At 70.9% G+C, this 21,757-nt stretch carries 19 protein-coding genes; 10 read left to right on the plus strand and 9 right to left on the minus strand.

From position 1 onward, the window contains the following. Nucleotides 1–26 precede the first annotated feature (26 nt). Complete coding sequence (locus ABD944_RS07665; RefSeq protein ID WP_345173757.1) at nucleotides 27–1,346, minus strand: ABC transporter substrate-binding protein; 1,320 nt, start codon at nucleotides 1,344–1,346, stop codon at nucleotides 27–29. A gap of 194 nt (nucleotides 1,347–1,540) precedes the next feature. Between ABD944_RS07665 and ABD944_RS07670 the strand changes: the two genes are divergently transcribed. The 4 genes from ABD944_RS07670 (at nucleotide 1,541) to ABD944_RS07685 (ending at nucleotide 4,580) form a co-directional block, all read left to right on the plus strand. Further along, the gene (locus tag ABD944_RS07670) at nucleotides 1,541–2,176 is read left to right on the plus strand and encodes a TetR/AcrR family transcriptional regulator (protein ID WP_345174184.1); all 636 of its coding nucleotides are present in this window, start codon (nucleotides 1,541–1,543) and stop codon (nucleotides 2,174–2,176) included. Continuing rightward, entirely contained in the window at nucleotides 2,173–2,811 is a 639-nt protein-coding gene (locus ABD944_RS07675; RefSeq protein ID WP_345173760.1) for a TetR/AcrR family transcriptional regulator, read from the plus strand. The genes ABD944_RS07670 and ABD944_RS07675 overlap by 4 nt, the downstream gene beginning before the upstream one ends. A 109-nt stretch (nucleotides 2,812–2,920) precedes the next feature. Continuing rightward, nucleotides 2,921–3,436, plus strand: coding sequence for a flavin reductase family protein (locus tag ABD944_RS07680; RefSeq protein WP_345173763.1), 516 nt, complete (start codon nucleotides 2,921–2,923; stop codon nucleotides 3,434–3,436). A 349-nt stretch (nucleotides 3,437–3,785) separates the two neighbouring features. Further along, on the plus strand, nucleotides 3,786–4,580 hold the full coding sequence (locus tag ABD944_RS07685; protein WP_345173766.1) for a family 16 glycosylhydrolase: 795 nt from the start codon (nucleotides 3,786–3,788) through the stop codon (nucleotides 4,578–4,580). An 84-nt stretch (nucleotides 4,581–4,664) separates the two neighbouring features. Here the strand turns inward: ABD944_RS07685 and ABD944_RS07690 are convergent, their stop codons facing one another. The 4 genes from ABD944_RS07690 to ABD944_RS07705 form a co-directional block, all read right to left on the minus strand. Next, nucleotides 4,665–5,585, minus strand: coding sequence for a serine protein kinase RIO (locus ABD944_RS07690; protein WP_345173769.1), 921 nt, complete (start codon nucleotides 5,583–5,585; stop codon nucleotides 4,665–4,667). A 178-nt stretch (nucleotides 5,586–5,763) separates the two neighbouring features. Next, nucleotides 5,764–6,717 (minus strand): cyclase family protein, encoded by a 954-nt coding sequence (locus ABD944_RS07695; protein ID WP_345173772.1) that lies wholly within the window; start codon nucleotides 6,715–6,717, stop codon nucleotides 5,764–5,766. A 315-nt stretch (nucleotides 6,718–7,032) separates the two neighbouring features. Further along, the gene (locus tag ABD944_RS07700; protein ID WP_345173775.1) at nucleotides 7,033–7,788 is read right to left on the minus strand and encodes an LLM class flavin-dependent oxidoreductase; all 756 of its coding nucleotides are present in this window, start codon (nucleotides 7,786–7,788) and stop codon (nucleotides 7,033–7,035) included. 18 nt (nucleotides 7,789–7,806) lie between these two features. Beyond that, entirely contained in the window at nucleotides 7,807–8,688 is an 882-nt protein-coding gene (locus tag ABD944_RS07705; protein ID WP_345173777.1) for a helix-turn-helix domain-containing protein, read from the minus strand. Between the two features lie 128 nt (nucleotides 8,689–8,816). Between ABD944_RS07705 and ABD944_RS07710 the strand changes: the two genes are divergently transcribed. Together ABD944_RS07710 and ABD944_RS07715 are read left to right on the plus strand one after the other, a co-directional pair. Continuing rightward, nucleotides 8,817–9,632: a phytanoyl-CoA dioxygenase family protein gene (locus ABD944_RS07710; protein ID WP_345173779.1), complete on the plus strand. Its 816-nt coding sequence runs from the start codon at nucleotides 8,817–8,819 to the stop codon at nucleotides 9,630–9,632. 369 nt (nucleotides 9,633–10,001) lie between these two features. Beyond that, a complete protein-coding gene (locus ABD944_RS07715) occupies nucleotides 10,002–13,541 on the plus strand; it encodes a CHAP domain-containing protein (RefSeq protein WP_345173781.1) in 3,540 nt (1,179 codons plus the stop codon). A 104-nt stretch (nucleotides 13,542–13,645) separates the two neighbouring features. On the opposite strand, the gene ABD944_RS07720 is transcribed toward ABD944_RS07715, so the two are convergent. Next, complete coding sequence (locus tag ABD944_RS07720; protein WP_345173784.1) at nucleotides 13,646–14,509, minus strand: alpha/beta fold hydrolase; 864 nt, start codon at nucleotides 14,507–14,509, stop codon at nucleotides 13,646–13,648. 23 nt (nucleotides 14,510–14,532) lie between these two features. Next, a complete protein-coding gene (locus tag ABD944_RS07725; RefSeq protein WP_345173786.1) occupies nucleotides 14,533–15,693 on the minus strand; it encodes an MFS transporter in 1,161 nt (386 codons plus the stop codon). Nucleotides 15,694–15,789: 96 nt separating this feature from the next. Between ABD944_RS07725 and ABD944_RS07730 the strand changes: the two genes are divergently transcribed. The 3 genes from ABD944_RS07730 to ABD944_RS07740 all read left to right on the plus strand — a co-directional run bounded on the left by ABD944_RS07730 (nucleotide 15,790) and on the right by ABD944_RS07740 (nucleotide 18,921). Further along, nucleotides 15,790–16,308: a CGNR zinc finger domain-containing protein gene (locus ABD944_RS07730; protein WP_345173788.1), complete on the plus strand. Its 519-nt coding sequence runs from the start codon at nucleotides 15,790–15,792 to the stop codon at nucleotides 16,306–16,308. A gap of 231 nt (nucleotides 16,309–16,539) precedes the next feature. Beyond that, nucleotides 16,540–17,823, plus strand: a complete 1,284-nt coding sequence (locus tag ABD944_RS07735; protein WP_345173789.1) for an MFS transporter — start codon at nucleotides 16,540–16,542, stop codon at nucleotides 17,821–17,823. Between the two features lie 129 nt (nucleotides 17,824–17,952). After that, nucleotides 17,953–18,921, plus strand: coding sequence for a patatin-like phospholipase family protein (locus tag ABD944_RS07740; protein WP_345173791.1), 969 nt, complete (start codon nucleotides 17,953–17,955; stop codon nucleotides 18,919–18,921). A gap of 87 nt (nucleotides 18,922–19,008) precedes the next feature. Here ABD944_RS07740 and ABD944_RS07745 read toward each other — a convergent pair whose 3' ends face one another. Then, complete coding sequence (locus tag ABD944_RS07745) at nucleotides 19,009–19,452, minus strand: hypothetical protein (RefSeq protein WP_345173794.1); 444 nt, start codon at nucleotides 19,450–19,452, stop codon at nucleotides 19,009–19,011. 159 nt (nucleotides 19,453–19,611) lie between these two features. Between ABD944_RS07745 and ABD944_RS07750 the strand changes: the two genes are divergently transcribed. Beyond that, the gene (locus ABD944_RS07750) at nucleotides 19,612–20,748 is read left to right on the plus strand and encodes a serine hydrolase domain-containing protein (protein ID WP_345173796.1); all 1,137 of its coding nucleotides are present in this window, start codon (nucleotides 19,612–19,614) and stop codon (nucleotides 20,746–20,748) included. A 105-nt stretch (nucleotides 20,749–20,853) separates the two neighbouring features. On the opposite strand, the gene ABD944_RS07755 is transcribed toward ABD944_RS07750, so the two are convergent. Continuing rightward, nucleotides 20,854–21,735 carry a LysR substrate-binding domain-containing protein gene (locus ABD944_RS07755; protein ID WP_345173798.1) on the minus strand — a complete coding sequence of 294 codons (882 nt, stop codon included), beginning with the start codon at nucleotides 21,733–21,735 and terminating at the stop codon, nucleotides 20,854–20,856. Nucleotides 21,736–21,757: the final 22 nt, after the last annotated feature.

The raw sequence follows: 21,757 nt of genomic DNA on the forward strand, positions 1-21,757 counted from the left end.
CGCGGGCCGTCCCCGGGAGGCGGCGGTCAGTCGGCGAGGCGGAACTCCTGGCCGCCGACGTTGTAGGTGGCGAGCGTCTCGACCTTGCCGTCCTTGTACTGGAACACCCCCATGGGGCGGCTCGCGACGCCGTGCGTCGCGAGGTCGATCTTGAGGGTGCCGACGGTGGCGGCGTCGCCGCCGTAGACGGAGGCGAACACCGGCTCCTTCTCCAGCGCGGCCTTGAGCTGGGCGCTGTCGGCGGGGTCGCCGCCGGCCGCCTTGACGCGGCGGATGAGGTCCCAGACCATCAGCGTCTCCTCGTAGGCGTTGGCGGCGTAGAAGTCCGCCGGCTGCCCGTAGGCCTTCCGGTAGGAGTCGGCGAAGAGCCTGGCCAGCGGGTTGGCCGGCGCCGACGCGTCGAAGTAGTCCATGGCGAACGTGAAGCCGTCGGAGTCGAGCACGCCCTTGGACGCCTTGACGGCCTCCTGCGTGAACTCGATGCCGACGAGCCGGCTCTTGAGGCCTGCGCTCTTGGCCTGGGCGGCGAAGGCGCCGGGCGACGCGCCGCTGAAGGCCACCCAGAGCAGGTCCGGCGGGTTCTTCTTGATCTTGGAGATCATGCTCGCGAAGTCCTGGGAGGTCGGTGCGACGGTCTCCCACAGGCCGTTGAAGGTCAGGCCGGCGGCGGCGAACTTCTTCGTCAGGTCGGCCTTGATGGCGGCGTTCTGCGCGCCGAGGTCGACCCCGGCGAGCCCGACCGTCCGCGCCTCGGGACGGGTCCGCTTGAACCACTCCAGGGCGCCGGGGACCGCGTCGGACGGCGCGACCTCGCGGGTGCCGTAGAAGTACTTCGTGCCCCGGGTGAAGACCTGGGCGCCGCCGACGCCGTCGAGGGTGAGGATCCTGTTCTTGTCGGTGTCGGCGAGCATCGCGCCGAGGCCGTCCCCCATCGAGCTGATCTTCGCCGGGACGCGCTCGCCCGCCAGCTCGGACGCGGCCTGCTTGGCGGCGACGGGGTCGGGGCCCTTGATGTCCTTGACGCTCGGCTCGATCGTGGGCCCGCCGGCCGCCTTGATCTGCTTGGCGGCCAGTTCGATGGCGTTGCGCATGGACTCGCCGTTGGCGGCGGACGGACCGGACAGGGTGAGCGTCGCGCCGAGCTTGAAGGTGACGTCGCCGCCGAGCGCGGCGCCGTCCTGGAGCTTGAGGACCTTGACGAGGTCGGCGGCCTGGGTCCTGGCGTCGGCGGCGCTGACGCCGGTGTCGCCGGACCCGCAGGCGGCGAGGGTCGCGGCCGCCGTCAGGGCCGCCAGGACGGGGGCGATCAGCCGTCGGCGGCCGAGATCGCTGCGAGGGGTGGGCATGGTGTCTCTCCGTTCCGCCGGCCGACGCCGATGCGTCGCCACGCAGGCGTACGCGCCACAATGGATCCGTACTGATCGCTACACGGACTGGAGCGATCACTACAGGGACGCGTGGCGACCGTACCCATGATGTGATGGTCGACACAACCCCCTGCCGGGGCGCAGTTTCCGAAGGTCAGAGGAGCAAGGTGCAGATGCGCAAGACGGCACGACGCCACCAGCAAGGTGAGGAGTCGAGGCTGCGGATCCTGGAGGCGACCCTCGCCATCGCCGCCGAGCGCGGCTACGACGGCACCTCGATCGGCCTGGTGACGGAGGCCACCGGCCTGCCGCCGAGCTCCGTCTACTGGCACTTCCGCAACAAGGACCAGCTGCTCGCCGAGACCCTGGAGTTCAGCTACCGGCGCTGGCGGGAGACCGCCCCCACCTGGCAGGAGCGCGTCCGGATCGGCGACCCCGCGGAGGAGGTCCGCGACCGGCTCCAGCGGGCCTCGCGCGCCATCGCCGACCGGCCGGAGTTCTGGCGGCTCGGCCTCATGCTTGGCCTGGCGAACCGCCCGAAGGAGCCGGCCGCGCGGCGACGCTACATCGAGGTCCGCGACGAGACCCGCGCCGCCATCCGGAGCTGGTGGGAGCAGGTGCTGCCCGCCGGAGACCCGGAGCGCGGGCGGGACGTCGCCGACCGGATGGCCCGCTTCCACCTCGCGGTCATGGACGGGCTGTACGTCGGCGTCCGCTCGGAGCGGGGCTGGAACCTGGAGCGCATGGTCGACCTGATCGCCGCCGGCGCCTACGCGCAGGCCGTCGCGTGGCTGGGCGAGGCGGCGTGAGCACCGTTCCCCCCGCCTCCCCCGGCCCCGCCGACGACCGGGAGATGTCCCGCGTCCGCATCCTCACGGCCGCCGCCGAGATCGCCGCGGAGTGCGGCTACGAGGGCACCACGATCTCCAAGGTCACCAAGCGCTCCGGCCTGCCGGCCAGCTCGGTGTACTGGTTCTTCCGGGACAAGGACCACCTGCTCGCGGAGGTCGTGCGGCACAGCTTCGAGCAGTGGATCGCCGCCGAGCCGCGCTGGGAGCGCGATCCGCGCGACGAGCGGTCGCTGGGCGAGGGGCTGCGCGACATCCTGGCGCGCTCGACGCGCGGCCTGCCCGGCGCCCCCGACTTCCTGCGCATCGGCCACATGCTCCTGCTGGAGTCCCGCGAGGTCGAGCCCGAGGCGCGCCGGTACTTCCTGGCCACGCGCGACGCGGTCGCGAGCAGCATCGCGGCCTGGTTCACCTCCCAGTTCAGCACCGAGCTGCGGGCGCGCCGCCCCGAGCTGGCGATGGACCTGGCCCGCATCGTGGTGGCCTCGACCGACGGCCTCTTCCTCGCCCACCAGATCGACGCGGCCGGGGATCCGGACGACTTCATCGCGATCATCGTGGCGATCGTCGAGCAGGCGGTCGCGGACGCGGGCTGACCGGGGCGGCGGACCCCCGGCGGAGCGACCCGGCGGAAACGGGCGGTTGTCACACCGGGGGTTCGCATGGCAGTCTCTGTAGCGATCGCTACAGGGAGGAGTTCCCGCCATGGCCCTCACCGCCCACGGCACCGGCGCCCCGGTCATCGAACCCGACCGCTTCCGCCACGTGCTCGGCCACTACCCGACCGGCGTCGTCGTGGTGACCGCCCTCGACCCGGCCGGCGCCCCCATCGGCATGACGGTCGGCTCGTTCACCTCCGTCTCGCTCGACCCGCCGCTGGTGGCCTTCCTCCCCGACAAGGGCTCCAGCTCATGGCGCGCGCTGCGCGCGTCGGGCGAGCGGTTCTGCGTGAACGTGCTGGCCGCCGGCCAGGAGGACGTCTGCCGCGCCGTGGCCGTCCGCAAGACGGACAAGTTCCACGACATCGGCTGGCGCCCGTCCCCCGCCGGAAATCCGATCATCGACGGCGCGGTCGCCTGGATCGACTGCGTCACCGAGCAACTGCACGACGCCGGGGACCACCACATCGTCGTCGGCCGGGTCACGCACCTGCAGGCGGGCGACGAGGAGACGCCGCTGCTGTTCCACCGCGGCGCCTACGGCAGCTTCAACCCGCACTGACCGACCCGCGCCCACCACGCCAGGCCGCGCGCCGCCCAGAGCTTCGTCCCGTCAAGGATTCGGGCCGGCGATGGCCTCCCGAAAGGTTCTGAGCTGGCAATGGAGACGCCGGCTCCAGGCTCCGGCGGCTCGGTCGATTCGCGCGATGCCGTCGCGGGCCTAATTGGCGGGTACTTCTCGGGAAAGACCCGAGACGCTTGATCATCCGACTTATATAGTGTGCCGGATGACCCCCACTCTGATGGCGCGAAGGGCCGTCGCCGTACTGGCGACGGCTTTCGTATGTGTGCCACTCGCTCCCGGAGTCTCCTCGGCCGCCGACACATTCCCTTCCCAGGACGCCTGTGCGGTGACGAACAACAACACACCCTCCGGCGACTGCGGTCCTTTCGTCCAGCTCTACGCGGAGAACTTCAACGGCGGTGACGTGCCCGCGGGCGCGTTCAACTCGTGCGCCGGTGACGGAGACTTCCGCTGCGCCGGGCTGAAGACGAACTATCCGCATTACTACGACACGCTGGGCGCCTACCCTTCGGGCTGGCCGGACACCGCCACGAGCGGGGCGGACGGGAACGGCGGCCGGACGTTCGGCGGGTACTACCGGCCGGAGAAGGCCGTGAGCGTCTACACGGCGTCCAACGGTGACGGCCAGATGCGGGTCCACATGACCTCCAACGGTTCCGTCAACTCCGTGGCCGCCGTGGTTCCCCGGAAGTGCATGAACCTGCGGTACGGGAAGTTCACCGAACGGTTCGTCGTCCGCACCCGCACCCCCGGCTTCAAGATGGCCCACCTGCGCTACACGCCGAACGAGGTGGACTATCCGGAGGCGGGCGGGAACTTCTCCAGCGACCCCGTGAGCGTCTTCACGCACGGCTTCAAGGAGTCCAGCGCCGACGTGGCGCCCGGCACCGCGTGGACCTCGTGGCACACCTACTCGACGGAGATCGTGCCGGGCTCGCTGCGGTTCTACCTCGACGGCAAGCTGGTCAAGACCGTCAACGCCGACTTCCCCGAGTCGGCCGACTGGATCCTCCAGAACGAGAGCGCGCTCGCCGGCGCCTACGCAGCGGCCGGAGCCTCGGTGGACATCGACACCACGTGGCTCACCTGCTACAAGTACGTGGCTCCCGCGTCCAGCTGATCCACACCGCACCCGGCGGATCATCCGTCCGGCCGGCTCCCGGCCCGGGGTGGCACCTCGGGCCGGGAGGCCGGCTGAAGGCGATCAGAACACCATCGCGAGCAGGTCGGCGAACAGTTCCTGTTCGTCGATTTCGAGCCCGCGGTTCGTGAACCACGTGGCCATGTTGTGGCAGTCGCGCATCAGGAAGTCCATGCCTTTCGGGTTGCCGACGACGTCGACGACCTGGGGCAGGTCGATCATCACGATCCGCTCGGCCTGGGCGAGGACGTTGTAAGGCGAGAGGTCGCCGTGCGCGAGCCCGGCGCGGGCCAGTTCACGCATTCCGTCGCGGAGCTGCTCGAAGTACACGCCGAGCAGCTCTTTCGAGGGGCGGACCTGGGCGAGCCGGGGCGCGGCGCCGCCCTCACCGTCGTCGATGAACTCCATCAGCAGTTCGGTGCCGTCCACCTGCACGGGATAAGGCACCGGGACGCCGGCCTCCCACAGCTGGTTGAGGGCGCCCCATTCGGCGTGCGCCCACTGGCCGGCCGCGACACTGCGCCCGTGCGAGGTCTTCTTCGCCATCGCCCGCCGGTCACGGCTGTTGCGGGTACGGCGGCCTTCGACGTACGACGTGCTGCGGTGGAAGGACCGGTGTTCCTCGGTCCGGTACCGTTTCGCGGCCAGCAGCGAGGACTTCGCCGGGTTGTCGCCGATGGCTTCGACAGCCCGCTCGAGCAGGAAGACGTCGGCTTCCTTGCCGGTTTTGAGGATGCCGAGCTCCGTATCGATCGCAGCCTGTTCCGTGACGACCCACGAGGGGCGCGGTTCCGGGCCGCGTGAGCCGCGCTCGACGTCCAGCCAGGTGGACCACCGCTGATCCGGGCCCAGCTCCTCGTCGACCGAGTGGAACTCGAACTCGAAGGCGCCGGCCGGACCGGGCGGGGGCTCGTCACCGGCGAGACCGGACGAGCGGGAGTGAAGGTCGGAGTAGGTATCAGAGGTTTCGTACTCGGAAGACAACGGATGCGCTCCTGAACAAGAAGGGACTGATGCGGACATGCCGCAGCACAGTGACGGCCATTCGTCAGCCCTCCTTAGTCCAGGCAGCGTTCGTCGCCGCTCGATCGCCCCAGCATGCACGCCCGTTCCGGACGCCGCAACGCATTTACCGGGGTGGGATCGCCTGCGAGTCCCGAGGTCAGAACGTGGCGATCGGGTTGACCGGGCTGCCGGACGTCCCGGCGAAGCGGACCGGCGCGACGGCCAGTTGGAAGTCCCACTGGCCGAGCTCGGCAGCCGTCGCCGCGCACGCCTCCAGATCGCAGTTGTCGACCAGCCACAGACCCATCGCGACGAGACTCACCGCGTGAACGGGCATCAGCACATCCTCGTACCCCGACGGCTGGACGTCCTGAGGGGTGTCGGCGCCGATCAGCGCGACCTCCCGTTCATGCAGCCAGGGCAGGCAGGACGCGTGCCAGCCGGCCTGCTTGAATCCACCGGCCTGACCGGCCTCGTGCCGGACGCGGCCGTAGCCGGTGCGCAGGAGAACCGCATCGCCGGATCGCACCCGCACCCCCTGGCGCCGCTCGGCCTCCTCCAGGTCCTCGGGAAACACCCCGTCCCCCGGTTCCAGCCACGGCACGCCGCGGACCCCCGCGATGTCCAGCAGGACGCCACGCGTGATGATCCCGTTCGCCGCCGCCGTGACGGCCGCCCACCCCGATCCCGTCGCGGCGTCGACCAGCGAGTGTGACCGCCCGTTGTACATCGTGCCGTTCCAGAAGATGTGGCACGGCGAGTCGACGTGGGTGAGGGTGTTGCCGTGGAAGGTGATGCCGAGCCGCTCGGACGAGAAGCCCCAGCGCCGGTCCTTGTGGAAGGGCGCCGGCATGTTCTCGGCACCGGGCATGTCGGCGGCGCACGGGCACGTCGTCGTCGCCCGCTCCATGTCCTCCGGTACGGCGACCTCCCATGCGCACGACACGCTCCTGCCGTGGCGCACGGCCCACGCCGCCGCCAGCCGGACGTCGTCGGTGATGTGGTTCAGAGTGCCGAGCTCGTCGTCGTCGCCCCACCGTCCCCAGTTCGACAGCGTGTCGAAGTAGCCGAGCACGTCGTCCTGTGTGGGCATCGGTCGCTCTGCCGTCATCCCAGCATCGGCTCCTCCGGTCGCGCGGTTCGAGACGCCCGCTGAACGGCATGACCTCGTTCAGCGGGCCGGCAGTCAGCCAGTCGGAGGTACCGTACGGCACCCAGACCGTGCTGTGGCAGCGGTAAAGGCGAAGACGTAGTCGTCCCGGCACTGCTCAAGGGAGTAACCGGTCACGCCGTGGCCGGCCAGAGCGCGGTGGCAGGCGGCGACCAGAGCGCGGGCGGGCAGGCCGACGGTGAGGGTCTGCCAGTCGACCGCGGCGACGCCGGGCCCGCCGCCGGTCACGGCTGCCCCGCACGGGCGCGGCCTGGGTTACGGGGCAGGCCCTCGAACCGGTCGGCGGGTCGCACCGCCCGGTAGGCGTCGATGATCGGGGCCAGGTCGGCGGGGGGTGGCGCCGTGCAGGACCACGCTGTCGGCGCCGGCGTCGAACTGGGCGAGGACGCGTCGCGCGCACCGTTCGGGAGAGCCGGTCGCCGCCGCCTCCAGCCAGTGCTCGGGGAGCAGCCCGGCGAGGTGGCGGAGTTCGTCCGGCGTGGCGAGCGCGTCGAAGGCCCCGGGGTAGCCGTCGACCAGGTCGTCGGCGCGGAAACGGACCAGGTCGGCCGGATCCCACTCGTTGACCCGGACCAGCAGGTCCCCGTAACCCTGCAGGTAGGTGGCCAGGCGGCCGACCAGTTTGCGCAGGCGGGCCTCCTCGTCCAGATGGTCGCCCACCGTGGCCAGGACCGACCACACCCGCACCGAAGCGGGGTCGTGGCCCGCCGCGACGGCGCCCCGGCGGATCGAGGAGACCGCACGGGCCAGGGTCCGGTCGGTGAAGAAGGTGTGCAGGACGACCCCGTCGGCGACCCGGCCGGCGAACTCCAGGGTGCGCTCGCCCATCGCCACGAGCATGATCGGAATATCTTCGCGGAACGCGGGGTCCTGGCTGAGGTACGGATGGCTTCCGGCGGGACCGTCGTGCCCGACGACGGCCTCTCCCCGTCCCAGGCCGAGCGCGAACCGGCCGCCGGACATCCGGTGCATCGTCGTGGCGAGCGTCGCGGTCACCAAGGGGTGGCGCAACGATCAGAACATCGTCTGTTACCCGCCAGGGCGGAACCGGCTGCGGTATGCGGCCGGGCTGAGGGCGAAGAAGTGCCGGAACCGGCGGCTCGCGTAGTTCGGATCGTGCCAGCCGACGAGCCTTCCGATCGCTGCCACGGACAGGTCGGTCTCGATGAGGAGCGCCGCCGCGCGCTCCGCTCGCAGCCTGCCCAGATAGGTCATGGGCGGAACTCCGAGATGCGCTGTGAACATACGAGTCAGGTAGGGAGGCGACAAGTTCACCGTGGAGGCGAGCTCGTCCAGGTTCCACGCCCGCTCGATATCGCTCTCCAAGGACTGCACTGCGGCCAGTACAGCGGGGTGGACGTGGTCGGTTCGTTCGCCGGTGGCGTCCGTGGAGCCATGTGCCTCTACCCCGCCCAGAAGGCAGAGCAGGATCCCGACCCACACCGCGTAGACCGGGCCGGGACGAAGGGCCGGATCGGAACCGGGCTCGCCCGCGGTTTCCGCCAGGCCGGTTTCGACCACTCGCAGCGCGGTGGTGTCCAGCCGCAACGGGTGACCGGTAGGGCGGCCGGATCGGCCGGCGACGTGCAATGAGCGGCCGATGTGCGGGGCGGCGCGCATCCAGGCCAGCTCGTGTCGAAAGGCCTCCGGGCTGACATACAGGTTGTAGACGGTCAGGCGGTCGCAGTCGCGGTAGCCGTGCCAGTCACCCGGACGGAGCATCGTCACCGCGCCGCGGACGAGAGGCTGCTCGCCCGCGGCCGAGACGTGCGTGGCGGTGCCACCGGTGACGACGGCGAGCTCGATGAAGTCATGGCTGTGAGAGGCGGTGTCGCTCCGCAGCTCGAACCGCTCGGCGGCGATGGGCGGCCGACCCGGCGGAAACACCTCGGCATGCCGCACGCGATGCACCGGACCTCCCCTCGATGGACGCTTGTCAAGATCGTGCTACGCCTGTCGGGCTCTCGTGCTAGCCGCCCGGCGGAGGCGGCGGCGACAGTTGTCGAGACGCCAACCCCCAGAAGGCAAGGAAGACAGCCATGGCAGCAGCCGGTGCCGAAACCCCCACCACTCCGGACGACCTCTCCGAGGACACCGTGTCAGCGTATCGCCGTGACGGTTTCGTCCACCTGCCCGGAGTGATCTCCCGGGCCGACGCGGGCAGGTTCGCCGAAGCCGCGATGGCGGCCCGCACCACCGTCCGGGACCACCACAACGGGACGATCTTCACGCAGCTGCTCCAGCTGTGGCGTCACGACGAGACGCTGCGCGAGCTCACCCTGAACCCCGACCTGGCGGCCATCGCCGCCCGGCTGGCGGGGATCCCGCTGCGGCTGTGGCACGACCAGCTGCTGATCAAAGAGCCGAGGAACGGGGCCGCGACAGAGTTCCACCAGGACCAGCCGTACTGGCCGCACGCCGGTTCACGGCATGCGCTCTCGGCCTGGGTGGCGCTGGTGGACGTGCCGGTCGACCGCGGCTGCATGACGTTCATCCCGGGCTCCCAGCACCTGGACGGCCTGCGACCACAGGATCTGTCCGACCATGCCGACATGTTCGCCGTGGCGCCCGAACTGCGGTGGGAGCGGCGCGTCACGGTCCCCCTGCGCGCGGGCGACTGCACATTCCACAACTCTCGCCTCGCCCACAGCGCCACACCCAACTTCACCGGCGACCCTCGAATCGCCCACGTCATCATCTACGTGGACGCTGACCTGACCTTGGCGGCCGAACCGGCGCACCCCGTCACCGACCCGCTCGGCCTGACCGTGGGCGACCCCCTTCCGGACGAGCATTTCCCGCGCTTCGCCGAGCTCATCGAAGGGCCGCAGCCGGGAACCACTCCGACGACCTGAATGGTCGGACCGCGGGAGGTCGGCGACCCGGCGGTGAGAAGGCCAATTCAAATTCCGTCGCGCTGATCAGCAGCGTCATGGATGATGCTGCCCTGACAGGGTCCGGGAATGGTCGCGGCTTGCAGGCCCGCAGTCCGATATCCGGCTTGCGCCCGCCGCGACCTGACGGACGGTGGTATCCGAGCAGCTTTTGTGCCGGGGACCACTTTAGAGCTGAGCAAGGCAGCGGGACCGAGGTAACGGGGAATGCCCTGGATGGATGACAAGGCCAACCTGTGGTCTAACTGGGAATCAGTACCTCAGCCCCCGGACGACGGTGAGCCTTCGTCGGACTTACCTCGGCCCGGGGCGGCGGAGGAATTGCGGCCGGTGGCAGAGGGCGCGCCTCTGGACGATCTGGCCGAGCTCACGCCGGAGGAAGCATCCGCGCTGGAGTCGGACCCCCGCATCGCCGCGGCGGCCCTGAGGCCGGAGAACGTCCAGGACATCCTCGCCGAGCAGTCGCGAAGCGATCGGGGTGCGGACGGGCGGGGCCGAGCCCCCTACGGCGACGCCGGGTTGCGCGGGGGGCCCGTCAAGATCCCGTCTACGGCCAACCCGCTCACCGGGCGTGCGGGCGGCGCGGCCGCGGGCCCCCATGCTCCAGATGGTGCGCCCGGAAACGACGACACGTCCTCGGGCGGGGTCAAGAAGGCGGTGGCAGACGCCGCCAAGAGCGCCGCCAGGAACGCCGCGAAGAACGCCGCCGAGGAGGTCGCGGGCAGGTACGGCCTGTCGATGCCGGAAGGCGATTCCACGGGCGAGAAGATCGCCCATGGCGCGGGCCAGGGCGCCAACTTCGCTCTCGGCCGCTACCTCGACCGGTACGCGCCCGGGGTCTTCGACAGGGTCATGAGCAACAGGCTCGGCCGCTGGTTGGTGATGCGGAGGCTCAAGGGGTCTGTCGCCGGGCGGTTCGTACCGGAGTCGTTCTGGAAGGGTTTCCAGGCCAAGTACACCAAGGGCGACAACAAGAAGGAGAAGGTCAGCGGTACGGGGTCGGATAAGGAGAATCAGCACGGGAAGCTCAAGGTGCTGCTGGGCGTCGGGCTGCCGGTCCTCGTCCCGTTCCTGTGCATCGTGCTGATCGCCGCAATGATTCTGGGCGTCGACGTCGACGACGACCCGGAGTCGCAGCCGGAGGCGGCCTCGGACGAAAAGGTCGCCGCGTACTTTCCCGGAGGCTGGCAGCAGATCCTGAAGCAGGCGTCGGAGCAGACGTCGGGCAGCGCGCAGGACTACTCCGAAGTGCCCTGGACCATTCTGGCGGGTCTGGCCAAGGCGCAGACCGACTTCGCCCGCTACAGCCCGTACGACAACATCGATCGCGATCCGGGGCGCGAGGCGAAGGAGGTCCCCGGCGGGGACGGCTCCGCCGACGGGGGCACGAACACGAACGTCAGCAACACCGTCGGCGCCGGGCCGGGTCCCGTCCAGGGGGTCACCGGGGCCGGCTCGGCCGCCACCGTGCCGGGCACCGACGACGATCACGTCGCGCCGCCGGACGGGGATCTCAGCCACCAGCTCGGCTGGTTCCTCTGGGCGCTGCGCATGCAGGAATCGGGCGGCGACTACACCAAGAACGCCGGGACGAAGAAGAGCAGCGCCTGCGGCGCCTACCAGTACATCACGAGCACCTGGAACAACTACGCGGGCTACCGGAGGGCGTGCCAAGCACCGCCGAGCGTGCAGGACCGCCGGGCCAAAAGGGACGTCCTCACCAATTGGAACAGGTTCCACAAGTGGCAGCAGGTCGCGGTCGAGCACTTCACCGGCAGCTGGGGGGACTCCCCGGAGAAATGGCACCAGTGTCCGGGGGCGTGTGATTTCAACCCGACGGCCTGGAAGTACGCGGACGGCGTGATGTCGAAGATGCGGGCCGCGGCACGGGACCACCCGGCCGGAGCCGGCCTGGGCCGCGTCCAGCCCGCCTCGTTCCTCGTCGCGCCCGGCAGGCCCGGGGTCCAGGACGCCGCGTTCCGGGCGGGCGCCGGGTCGTCGGAGACCGCGGCAACGGGCCTGCACGCGGGCGGCTGCGACGTCGCCGATCCGGACCCCGACATCGGCGGCAAGGACGATCAGGGCTCCGGTCCGTACCTGCTGACCCCCGCGGCGTCGGGCCAGATGCGGATGCACGGTCTCGATCCGCAGAACCCGTGCCAGTCCTCGTACTTCGTCGCCTTCGAGCTGGTCAAGGCGGCGGAGAAGGTGCACCGCGACCCGAAGAGCCCCCGCTGGAAGGCCGACGGCGACGGGAAGGACCAGGCCGGCGCCCGCAGGTACTGGAGCAAGGTCATCGAGACCTCCGGGATCTTCATGGACCGCAGCCCCGACCCCGGCGCTCCGTGCGCGGTCCCCCCGCCGGACGACCCGAGCAGACCGTGGCCGGTCAGCTTCAAGATCATTTCGATCTGGCGCTGCGAGGCCACGCGCCTCCAGGACCTCTATCTGGTCAGCGGCGGCTCCTACGACCAGAAGGGCGTCTTCGGCTACACCGTCGAGACCGACCGGGCCACCGCCACGGGGATCCTCGTCAACGAGGCCCTGTCGGTCAGCTACGGGGTCGGGCACTGGAAGACCGACGAGTGCGACAACTCCAAGGACGATCGCCAGGGCGTCTTCCCGATGACCAAGAAGGAGGCGGAGGAGGCCCACATCGAGAACCGGTGCGACGTGGACGGCGACATCGCCGGCGCCGCCGATCTGGTGCTGTCCGTCGAGAAGGTCCCGCCCAAGGAGCGCCCGCACGACCTCGGCGTCTTCCAGCCGATGGTCGGCGGCTGGCAGAAGATCAGCATCGCGATGGGCAACGACCTCGGGCTCTTCTCCAGGGTCGGGCCCGCGCAGGAGGACTACACCGCGTCGGAGGCGTGCACCACGGTGATGAGACGGTTCCTCACGGCGATGGCTCCGCACTCGGCGGCCTTCGCCACGCTGCAGGACCCGCCGGACGCCCCGTCGCTGCACACGACTTGGGAGCCGAAACTGCAGGCTCTGGAGACGACATACGGGATCCCTGATCCGATCGACGACAAGGCCTGCGTGGTCGGCTCCTGGTCGGCGGGGTACAGCGCCACGCTCTCCCGGATCGCCACGGACCTGTCCGGCGGCGCGGACGCCGCCAATCTCAAGGGCCTGGCCAATTTCTACCAGGCCAGGGAGGAGGCCAATCGGCGGGCCGATCCGGTGTCCGGCCGGGACGGCCTGGTGATCCCGCGGCTGGCGCCACGCCCGCTGAAGGAGATCAGCGTGCCGGTCGGCTCGCAGGACAGTGACGCCTGGTCGCGGCTCGGCACGTCCGAGAGCGTGGCCCTGCCCCTGCAGAAGGTCGCCGTCGACTACGCCTGGTTCTTCGGCGGCGTCATCCCGCCGTTCGACAGTGCCGGCAAGAGCCTGTCCGGCACCCCGCTCTCCCCGTCGACACCGGTGTACCAGGGCGGTGACGGATCTGCCGCCCGGGTCATCAGCGTGGCCACGTCACTGATCGGGACGGGAGACAGAGGCGGCCGCGACAACAACCTCAACCAGTACAACCAGTACAACGGTGAGCCCTGGTGCGCCGACTTCGTGAGCTGGGTGATCGACAAAGCCGGCGCCACGAAGGCGTACTGGAACAGCCCGACGGGGACACCGGCCCACCGGTGGGCGGGCGTCTGGCAATGGCGGGCCGCAGGACGAGCCCTCCCCGTCAGTGAGGCACGACCAGGGGACCTGGCCATCTACGGCGACAACGCTCACATCAACATCGTGGTCCGCAACCTCGGCCAGGGCAGGCTGAGCACGATCGGGGGAAACCAGGGCCCCCTCGTGGAGTCGGGAGTCCGCACGACCGCCACAGCGGTGCTGCGTCCCAACTTCAACATCTCCTAAGGCCGGCGAACGGAACGGGCCTGAACGGGGGCCGCCCCTCCCCTCCCAAGGGCGGCCCCCGCCAGAATTGGCGGATCAGTTGGCTCGGATCGTCGGCGCCCGCATCAGCGCAGGGTGCGGCTGAGGAAGTCGCGGATGTGGGCGGCGATCTCGGGCCCGTGGGTCTCCAGCGCGAAATGTCCGGCATCGAGGATGTGGATCTTGGCGTCCGGCAGGTCCCGGGCGAAGGCGCGGGCGCCGTCGGGGCCGAAGATCTCATCGTTGCCGCCCCAGGTGACCAGGACCGGCGGGCGGTGGGTGCGGAAGTACTCCTGGAAGGCCGGGTAGCCGTCGAGGTTGAACTGGTAGTCCCAGAACAGCTGGAGTTGGATCTCCTTGTTGCCGGGACGGTCGAGGTAGGCCTGGTCGAGGGTCCAGGTGTCGGGGGACAGCCGGTCCGCCCGGTCGGCGGGCACGCCGTGCGTGTACTGCCACTTGGTGGCGTCCGGCTCCAGCAGTCCACGGACGGCGGGTTCGTTGGGCGAGCGGTCCTTGGCGTGCGCGAACAGGACGTCCCAGAAGGGGGTGAAGCCCTCCATGTAGGCGTTGCCGCTCTGGCTGATGATCGCGGTGACGCGTTCCGGGTTCCGGCTGGCGATGCGCAGGCCGATCGGTGCGCCGTAGTCCTGGATGTAGAGGGCGAAGCGGTCCAGGCCCAGCTTGTCCAGCAGCCCCAGAGTGATCTCGGTGAGCTTCTCGAAGCCGTAGTCGAACTCGTCGACCGCGGGCATCGCCGACTGGCCGAAGCCGATGTGGTCGGGTGCGATCAGGTGGTAGTCGCCGGCGAGGTCGCGGAGAAGGTCGCGGAACATCGCCGAACTGGTGGGAAAGCCGTGCAGCAGCACCAGCGTGGGGTCGGCCGGGTCGCCGGCCTCCCGGTAGAAGACGTCCAGGCCCTGGATCTTGACGGTGTGGTGCCGGGTGGTCATCGCGTTGTGTCCTTTCGCGGTGTTCATCGGGATCGCGTGGCGGTCGCCACGGGTTCGCGGGCCGCGGGCGCGACCAGCGCCGCGGCGGTGAGGCTGAGCAGGACGCCGAGGGCGAAGGCGGCCCGGTAGCTGCCGGACAGGGCGTGGACGGCGGCGGCCAAGGCCAGCGCGGCACCGGCCGAGAGTTGGTGGATCAGCCATGCCGGGGCCAGCGCCCGGCCGAGCCGGGCCCGGTCGAGGCCGCGGGTCAGCAGCGTCATCGTCAGTGGGATCACGGTGAAGGAGGCCGTGCCGAAGAGCACCGCCACCGCGACGAGGACGGCCGGCTCGGTGGCGGTGGCCGCCAGCACCAGCGCCACGGCGCGGACCAGGTGCAGCGTGCGCAGCAGCGGCTCGGGGCCGAACCGGTGCAGCAGCCGGGCGGTGGCCAGTGAGGTGAGCCCCGCGGCGAGAGCGCTGAGGGTGATCAGCCGTCCCGCGTGCGCGGCCGACCAGCCCAGCTCGGTGGCGTACTTGGGCAGCAGCAGGACCAGCATGTACAGCGACGCCGAGTGCAGGGCGAAGGACGTCAGCACGCGGCCCCTGCCTCGCAGAGCGGCGGTGGCCGGTGCGGGAGCGTTCCCCCCGCGGTCATCCCGGGGCAGGATCGTCGCCAGCGCGGCGGTGACCACCAGGCCGGTGAGGCCGAGCGCCAGGTACGTCCCCCGTACACCGACCGGCTCCAGAAGCAGGGTCGCCGCCCAGGGGGCGAGCAGTTGGCCGACGTTGACGCCCACCGAGGCGCGGGCCAGGGCCGGACCGGCCCGGTCACCGTACCGGTGGCCGATCAGCGTGGTGACGGCCAGGCTGGACGAGGCCACGAAGCCCAGGCCGCCGAGGACCACGTAGGCGGCGACGAACTGCCAGGCCTGCTGGACGGCCGCCAAGGCCACGTAGCCGCTGGAGATCAGAGTCAGTCCGGTCAGCAGGACCAGCCTCGGTCCCACCCTGTCGAGCAGCACGCCCACCAAGGGCTGCGCCAGGCCGGTCAGCGCGATGGCGATCCCGGCCGCGATCGCCGGCGTCGCGGCGGACAGCCCGTAGGAGGCGGACGCCGGCGCGAAGAAGACACCCGCCGAGAAGTTCAGGCCGAACGACACCGCCTGCGCCGTCAGCGCCGCACCTGCCACGCGATCTCGCCGCATCCACTTCCCCTAACCATCTAAGTGCCCTGTAGCGGTTAGGAAGGTGTCATGGGAAATCTAACTTTTCAACCGGCTATAGATGGTTAGAATGATGCCATGGCGCGCAGACCTCTGACCGGCGAGCCGTTGCCCCTGGACCTGGTCAACACGCGATGGCCGGCCGACGGAGTGATGCACGACGAACTGGCCGACCCCATCGGCCTTGCCGAGTGGCTCCAGGAACACGGCCTGGAGGTCGACGACCCCCAGCGCTGCGCAGAACCACTGCGGGCAGCCCGGGCGGCCATCCGCCTGTCTCTGGACGAAGGAGCCGATGACCAGGTCAACACCGTCCTCGCGCACGGCAGGCTGCGGCTTCACCTCGAAGACGGGGCTCCGAGCGAGCGCCTGGAACTGGACTGTGAGGCGTGGCGGCCCGCCTGGCTGGCCGCGAGGGCCTACCTCGACCTGCTCAGGACGGCGCCCCCTGGACGACTGCGGCACTGCGAGGGAACCGGCTGCGTGTTGTGGTTCCTCGACACCTCACGCAGCGGCCGACGCCGCTGGTGCTCGATGAGCGGCTGCGGCAACCGGGCCAAGGTCAAGGCCCACTACCAGCGGATCCACCGACCCTGACCCCGCGCAGCGGACCGCGCGCGTGGCGCTCGACGCTGCACGCCTGGGTCGATGCGGGTGCCTTGCCATGCTGGAGCGCGTGTCGTTACGGTCGGTCCTAAGACTCCGCTTCACTTCGGAGAAGGACGTCTGCGGCGGTGGGGCTCGCCGTACCCGAACCGCGGTGCCGCTGCGGGGCTCCGCCAACAGTCCCTACCTGGTGTCCTTCGTGCATGCCCGGTGGGAGAGCCCATGGCTGGCGACAGCGCTTCCGAGCACCCCGATTCGGGGACCGGAGCCGAGCCGCCCACTCCTGGATCGGCTCCGGCGCTGTCGCCGTGGCGGTTCGTCGTGGTCTTCGGTGTGGTCAGTCTCCTGGCGGACGTCGTCTACGAGGGAGCTCGATCGATCACCGGTCCGTTCCTGGGGTCGCTCGGCGCCGGCGCCGTCCTGGTGGGGGTGGTGACGGGTGCCGGCGAGGCGGCGGGCCTGGTTCTCCGGCTGGTGAGCGGCCCGGCGGCGGAACGGTCGGGCCGGTACTGGGCCTGGACGATCGCCGGGTACGGCCTGACGGTCGTGGCGGTGCCCGCGCTGGCGCTGCCGGTCGGGCTGGCCGGGGCGTGCGCGCTCGTGGTGGCCGAACGGGTGGGCAAGGCGACGCGCAGCCCGGCCAAGGACACGCTGCTCTCCCATGCCGGCAGCCCGATGGGCCGCGGGACGGCGTTCGCGGTGCACGAAGCGCTGGACCAGGCAGGCGCGTTCGCGGGACCGCTGCTGGTCGCCGCGGCCGTCGCCCTGCACGGGTACGCCCTCGGCTTCGGGATCCTGGCGGTGCCCGGCCTCGCGGTCCTGGTCGTTCTCGTCTGGCTCGCCCGCCGCGTCCCCGACCCGCAGGTCTATGAGGAAGGTGTGGGACGCGTGCCCGCACCGGCTCCGGCGAGGGGCTCCGTGGCGCTGCGGGGCGTCTCGCCGCTGGCGGGACTGGGCCAGGTCTTCTGGCGCTACGCGGTGTTCTCTGCGGTCACGATGGCGGGCTTCGCCACGTTCGGGCTCATCGGGTTCCACCTGGTGCAGGCGCACCTGGTGAGTCCGCAGGCGGTGCCGTTGGTGTACGCCGGGGCGATGGCGACCGACGCGGTGGCGGCATTGGCGACGGGCCGGTTGTTCGACCGATGGGGCTTGCGCGTCCTGGTGGCGTTGCCGGTGCTGGCCGGCGCCGGGACCGCGCTGGCGTTCGCCGGTTCGCTGCTTCCGGTGCTGGCAGGCGCGGCGCTGTGGGGCGCGGCGATGGGAGTACAGGAATCGACGATGCGGGCGGCGGTCGCCGATCTCGTCCCGGCCGCACGCCGCCCGACCGCCTACGGAGCCTTCGCCGCGGTGTACGGCATCGCCTGGCTCGCCGGCGGAGCAGGGCTCGGCGCCCTCGCCGGGCACGCGCATGCCGCGCTGGTACCGGTCGTGCTGAGCGTGCAGGCGGTGGCGCTGGCCGCACTGTGGTGGGTCGTGTCAGCGGCCGACCCCAGGCCCGGACAATAGGCAGCCCAGCGGTAGGCCGCGTCCTGGCTAGACGGGTGCGTCCTCCCGCATGGGAGCCGATGCGCGGGAACGGCACAATGGGCTTCGTTGGGGACGCCCGAGCAGGGGCACCCACACGGAGGAGGAGACGTGGGCGTGGAGACCCGGCACCGGCTTCTGCCGGTCCTTGCCGAGCGGGCCATCGCGGGCAGCCAGCCGGGTGCCCGCGACGACGGGCACCGCGTGGCGCTGGCCATCGAAGGCGGCGGGATGCGCGGCACCGTCTCGGCGGGCATGGCACTGGCGATCCACGAGCTCGGGCTTCTGCCGCTGTTCGACGCGGTCTACGGCTCGTCAGCGGGCGCGATCTCGGCGGCCTGGCTCCTCAGCACCACCCCGGAGGGAGTGCGCGGCTGGACCGACCCGGTCTTCGCGCGGACCCTGATCCGCAAGCGCAACCTCCTACGGGGCCGTCCGATCGTGGACGTCGAGCAGCTCGTCGAAGAGGTCTACATCCGCCGGTTCCCGCTCAACTACGCCTCGGTGCTGGCCAGTCCCATCGAGTTCCATCCCCTGGCCACCGACGTCGTCACCGGCGGCCCGGTGGACCTGCACAGCGCCCTTGTCGACGAGCGCGCGCTACGGCTGGCGCTGCGAGCCAGCGCGGCACTGCCCCTGCTCTCCGGACGGCCGGTCTCCGTCGGCCCCGGGCTCTACTACGACGCCGGCGTCGCCGAGGCGATCCCCTTCCGCCAGGCACTGCGGGACGGGGCGACCCACGTGCTGGTCCTTCGCTCGCGCAGACTGAGCGACCGGGCACCGGAACGCCCGGCCCCCTCATTCGGCTCCCGGCTGGTCGCCGACGTCGGGCTGCGCCGCTACACGGCCGAGCTGAAGGCCACCTTCCTCGCCCGGGACGCCCGACTCGCCGAGGCCGACCTGCTGCTCGCCGCGCACGACGCCGACCAGGACCATGCCGGGCCCGCCGTGCTGTCGATCCGCCCTCCGGAAGACTCACCGCGCATCAGCCGCCTGGAGTCCGACGGCGCCTTGCTGCATGCGGCCTTCGAAGCGGGCCGTGCCGCCGCGACCACACGTCTCGCCGACGCCGTCCACTGACTACCCCTGCGGCGGAGAGCAAGGCCCGGGCCGAGAGTCCAGCCGACTCAGAGCCCGCCCAGTTCCATGCTCAACGCCCTGCCAGGATCACCGGCCCACGGTGACCTGGACGGCCTCGACCTCTTCGCTGGCCTTCATGGAGAGCGTGGTGCCGCCGGCGAGCGCCAGGCTCAGCATCACAGCGGCCCAGCCGATCGCGGGCCGCCACCGCGGCCTTCGGACCGCCCTCGGCTCGGTCACACTGACCCGTTCGCCGACCGCGATGCGCTTTCTGACGGCCACCCAGGACGCCGCTCCTTCATCGTCCAGCCCGCACGCCAGGACGAAGGCGACCAGCAGTTCCTCGCGGGGCAGGGTCTTCCGGCCGAGCGCGGTGGACGCGGTCGAGTAGGGCAGCACGCGACCGGCCTCGGCGGCCCGACGCTCCAGCTGCCGGTAGCTGAGGCCCGACCAGGCCTTGAGCCGGCGCATCGCAGCGACGAACTCGGCCTCGTCGGTGACCACGTCCGGTGACGGTGGCGGTGCGCTCATGATCTCACCCCGATGCTCGTTGATCGCCCCACTATGCCCCAGCCTGACCAGGCCGCACAGCGTCTCGCACAAGCTCGCACGGCACGACCTCTTGATCACCGCGGCCCGCCGCGGCCAGCCTCTGGCGCATCCCCCGCACCACACCGCCCTGGAGGACGCATGCAACGGATCAATACGCTCCCCTTCGCCCTGGCGCTCACGACCACGCTGGCCGTGGCGGGCTGCGGCGGCGACGCCATGGGCGCGCCGAGGGCCGCCCGGAGCGCGGCCGAACCCGTCGACCGTTCGATCGCCCGTTACCTCGACCGCACGCTGCCCGAAGGACCGGGCGGCACGGTGGTCGCCGCCCGCGGCGCGGAGTTCGCGCACTGCAAGGGCTTCGGCCTGGCGGACCGCGCGGCCGGGACCCCGGCCACCTGCGACACCGTGTACGACGTCATGTCGATCACCAAGCAGTTCACCGCGGCCGCGATCATGAAGCTGGAGACGATGGGGAAGCTCCGGACGACCGACCGGATCAGCACGATCCTCGGCCCGGTGCCCGCGGACAAGCGCGGCATCACCCTGCACCACCTGCTGACGCACACGGCCGGGCTGGCCGAGGGGCTTGGTGACGACTACGAACGCGTCTCCCGCGACGAGATGCTGAGCAAGGCACTGAAGTCCAAGCTGGTCTCCCGCCCCGGCGCGGAATTCCACTACTCGAACACGGGCTTCAGCGTGCTCGCCGCCATCGTCGAGAAGGTGTCAGGCACCAGCTACGAGCGGTTCTTGGCAACGCACCTGTTCGCGCCGGCGGGGATGACCCACACGGGCTATGTGCTGCCGAAATTCTCCCGCGCAGAGGTGGCCGTCGAGTACGACGAGAACGGCGTGAGCCAGGGCCGTCCGTCCGACCACCCCTGGGCCTCCGACGGACCGTACTGGTACCTGCGCGGCAACGGCGGCATGCTGTCCACCGGCCGCGACATGTTCAAGTGGCACCGCGCGCTGCTCGGCGACACGATCCTCAGCGCCACCGCCAAGGCCAAGATGTTCGAGCCCCACGCACGGATCCCCGGCACCGAGGCCGCCTACGGATACGGCTGGGGCGTCCTGCACACCAAGGACGGCCGGGTCGCCTGGCACAACGGCGGCAACGACTGGTCCTTCGCCAGCTACAGCCGGATCCTGCGCGACGGCACCATGATCTATTGGGTCACCAACCAGGCATCCCAAGCAGACAAGTGGAACCTTGAGGAACACGAACTCGAGATGAACCAGGCCTTGGCCGACCACGCCCGCGACACCGACTAGAGGCCGGCCTGCGGCCGCGACCACGAGCGGCCGGCGCCCGGAAGTCGTCCAGAACGTGCGCCACCGGCTCCGAAGCGGCCGCAGGCGGCGGTCGCCCGGGGTCGGTCAGACGATGCGGCGGATGACGGAGACGGCTCGGGCCAGGTGGGGTTCCGTGCGGTCGGTCCGGTGCGCGAGCGCGAGGTCGACGTGCACGGCGGGCCGTGCCAGCGGGCGGAAGACGACGCCGTCGAGGGCCAGGGCCGTCACCGGCTCGGGCACGACCGCCACGCCGAGACCGCCCGCGACGAGGGTGATCAGAGTGGAGGTCTCGCCGACCTCGTGGCGGATCCGGGGCTCGACGCCCGCGTCGCGGAAGAGGCCGAGCACCACGTCGTACATCACCGAACGGCGGTCCGCGGAGTGCACGATCAGGTCGGCGCCCGCCATGTCGGCGACCCCCGTCTCCCGAAGCGCCGCCAGGGGGTGATCGGCGGGGACGGCGACGACCAGCCGGTCCCGGCGCAGCGGCAGGACCGTGAGCGAGAGATCGGCGATCGGCGGCCGCAGCAGCGCCAGGTCGATCGCGCCGGTCCGCAGTGCCGCGACCTGGTCGGGGACCAGCATTTCGCCGCGGAAGGAGAAATCGACGCCGGGCAACTCCAGGGAGAGCCCGCGGGAGAGCGCGGGGAGCAGGCTGTAGGTGGCCGACCCCACGCAGCCGATCGCGAGATGGCCGACCGCGCCGGCCGCGACCCGGCGGGCCTCGTGCGCGGCCTCGGCCACCTCACCGAGGATCTTCCGGGCCCGCGCCAGGTAGCCGCGGCCCGCGTCGGTGAGCTCGACCCGGCGGGTGGTCCGGTGCAGCAGTTCCACGCCGAGGTCGCCCTCCAGCCGGCGGACCGCCTGCGACAGCGGCGGCTGCGCCATGTTGAGCCGCTCGGCGGCGCGTCCGAAGTGGAGTTCTTCGGCGACGGCGACGAAGTACCGGAGGTGACGGAGATCCATATCGCTCGCGTCTCAATAAGCG

The sequence above is a fragment of the Actinomadura verrucosospora genome, assembly GCF_039540335.1.
Lineage (GTDB): Bacteria > Actinomycetota > Actinomycetes > Streptosporangiales > Streptosporangiaceae > Spirillospora > Spirillospora verrucosospora.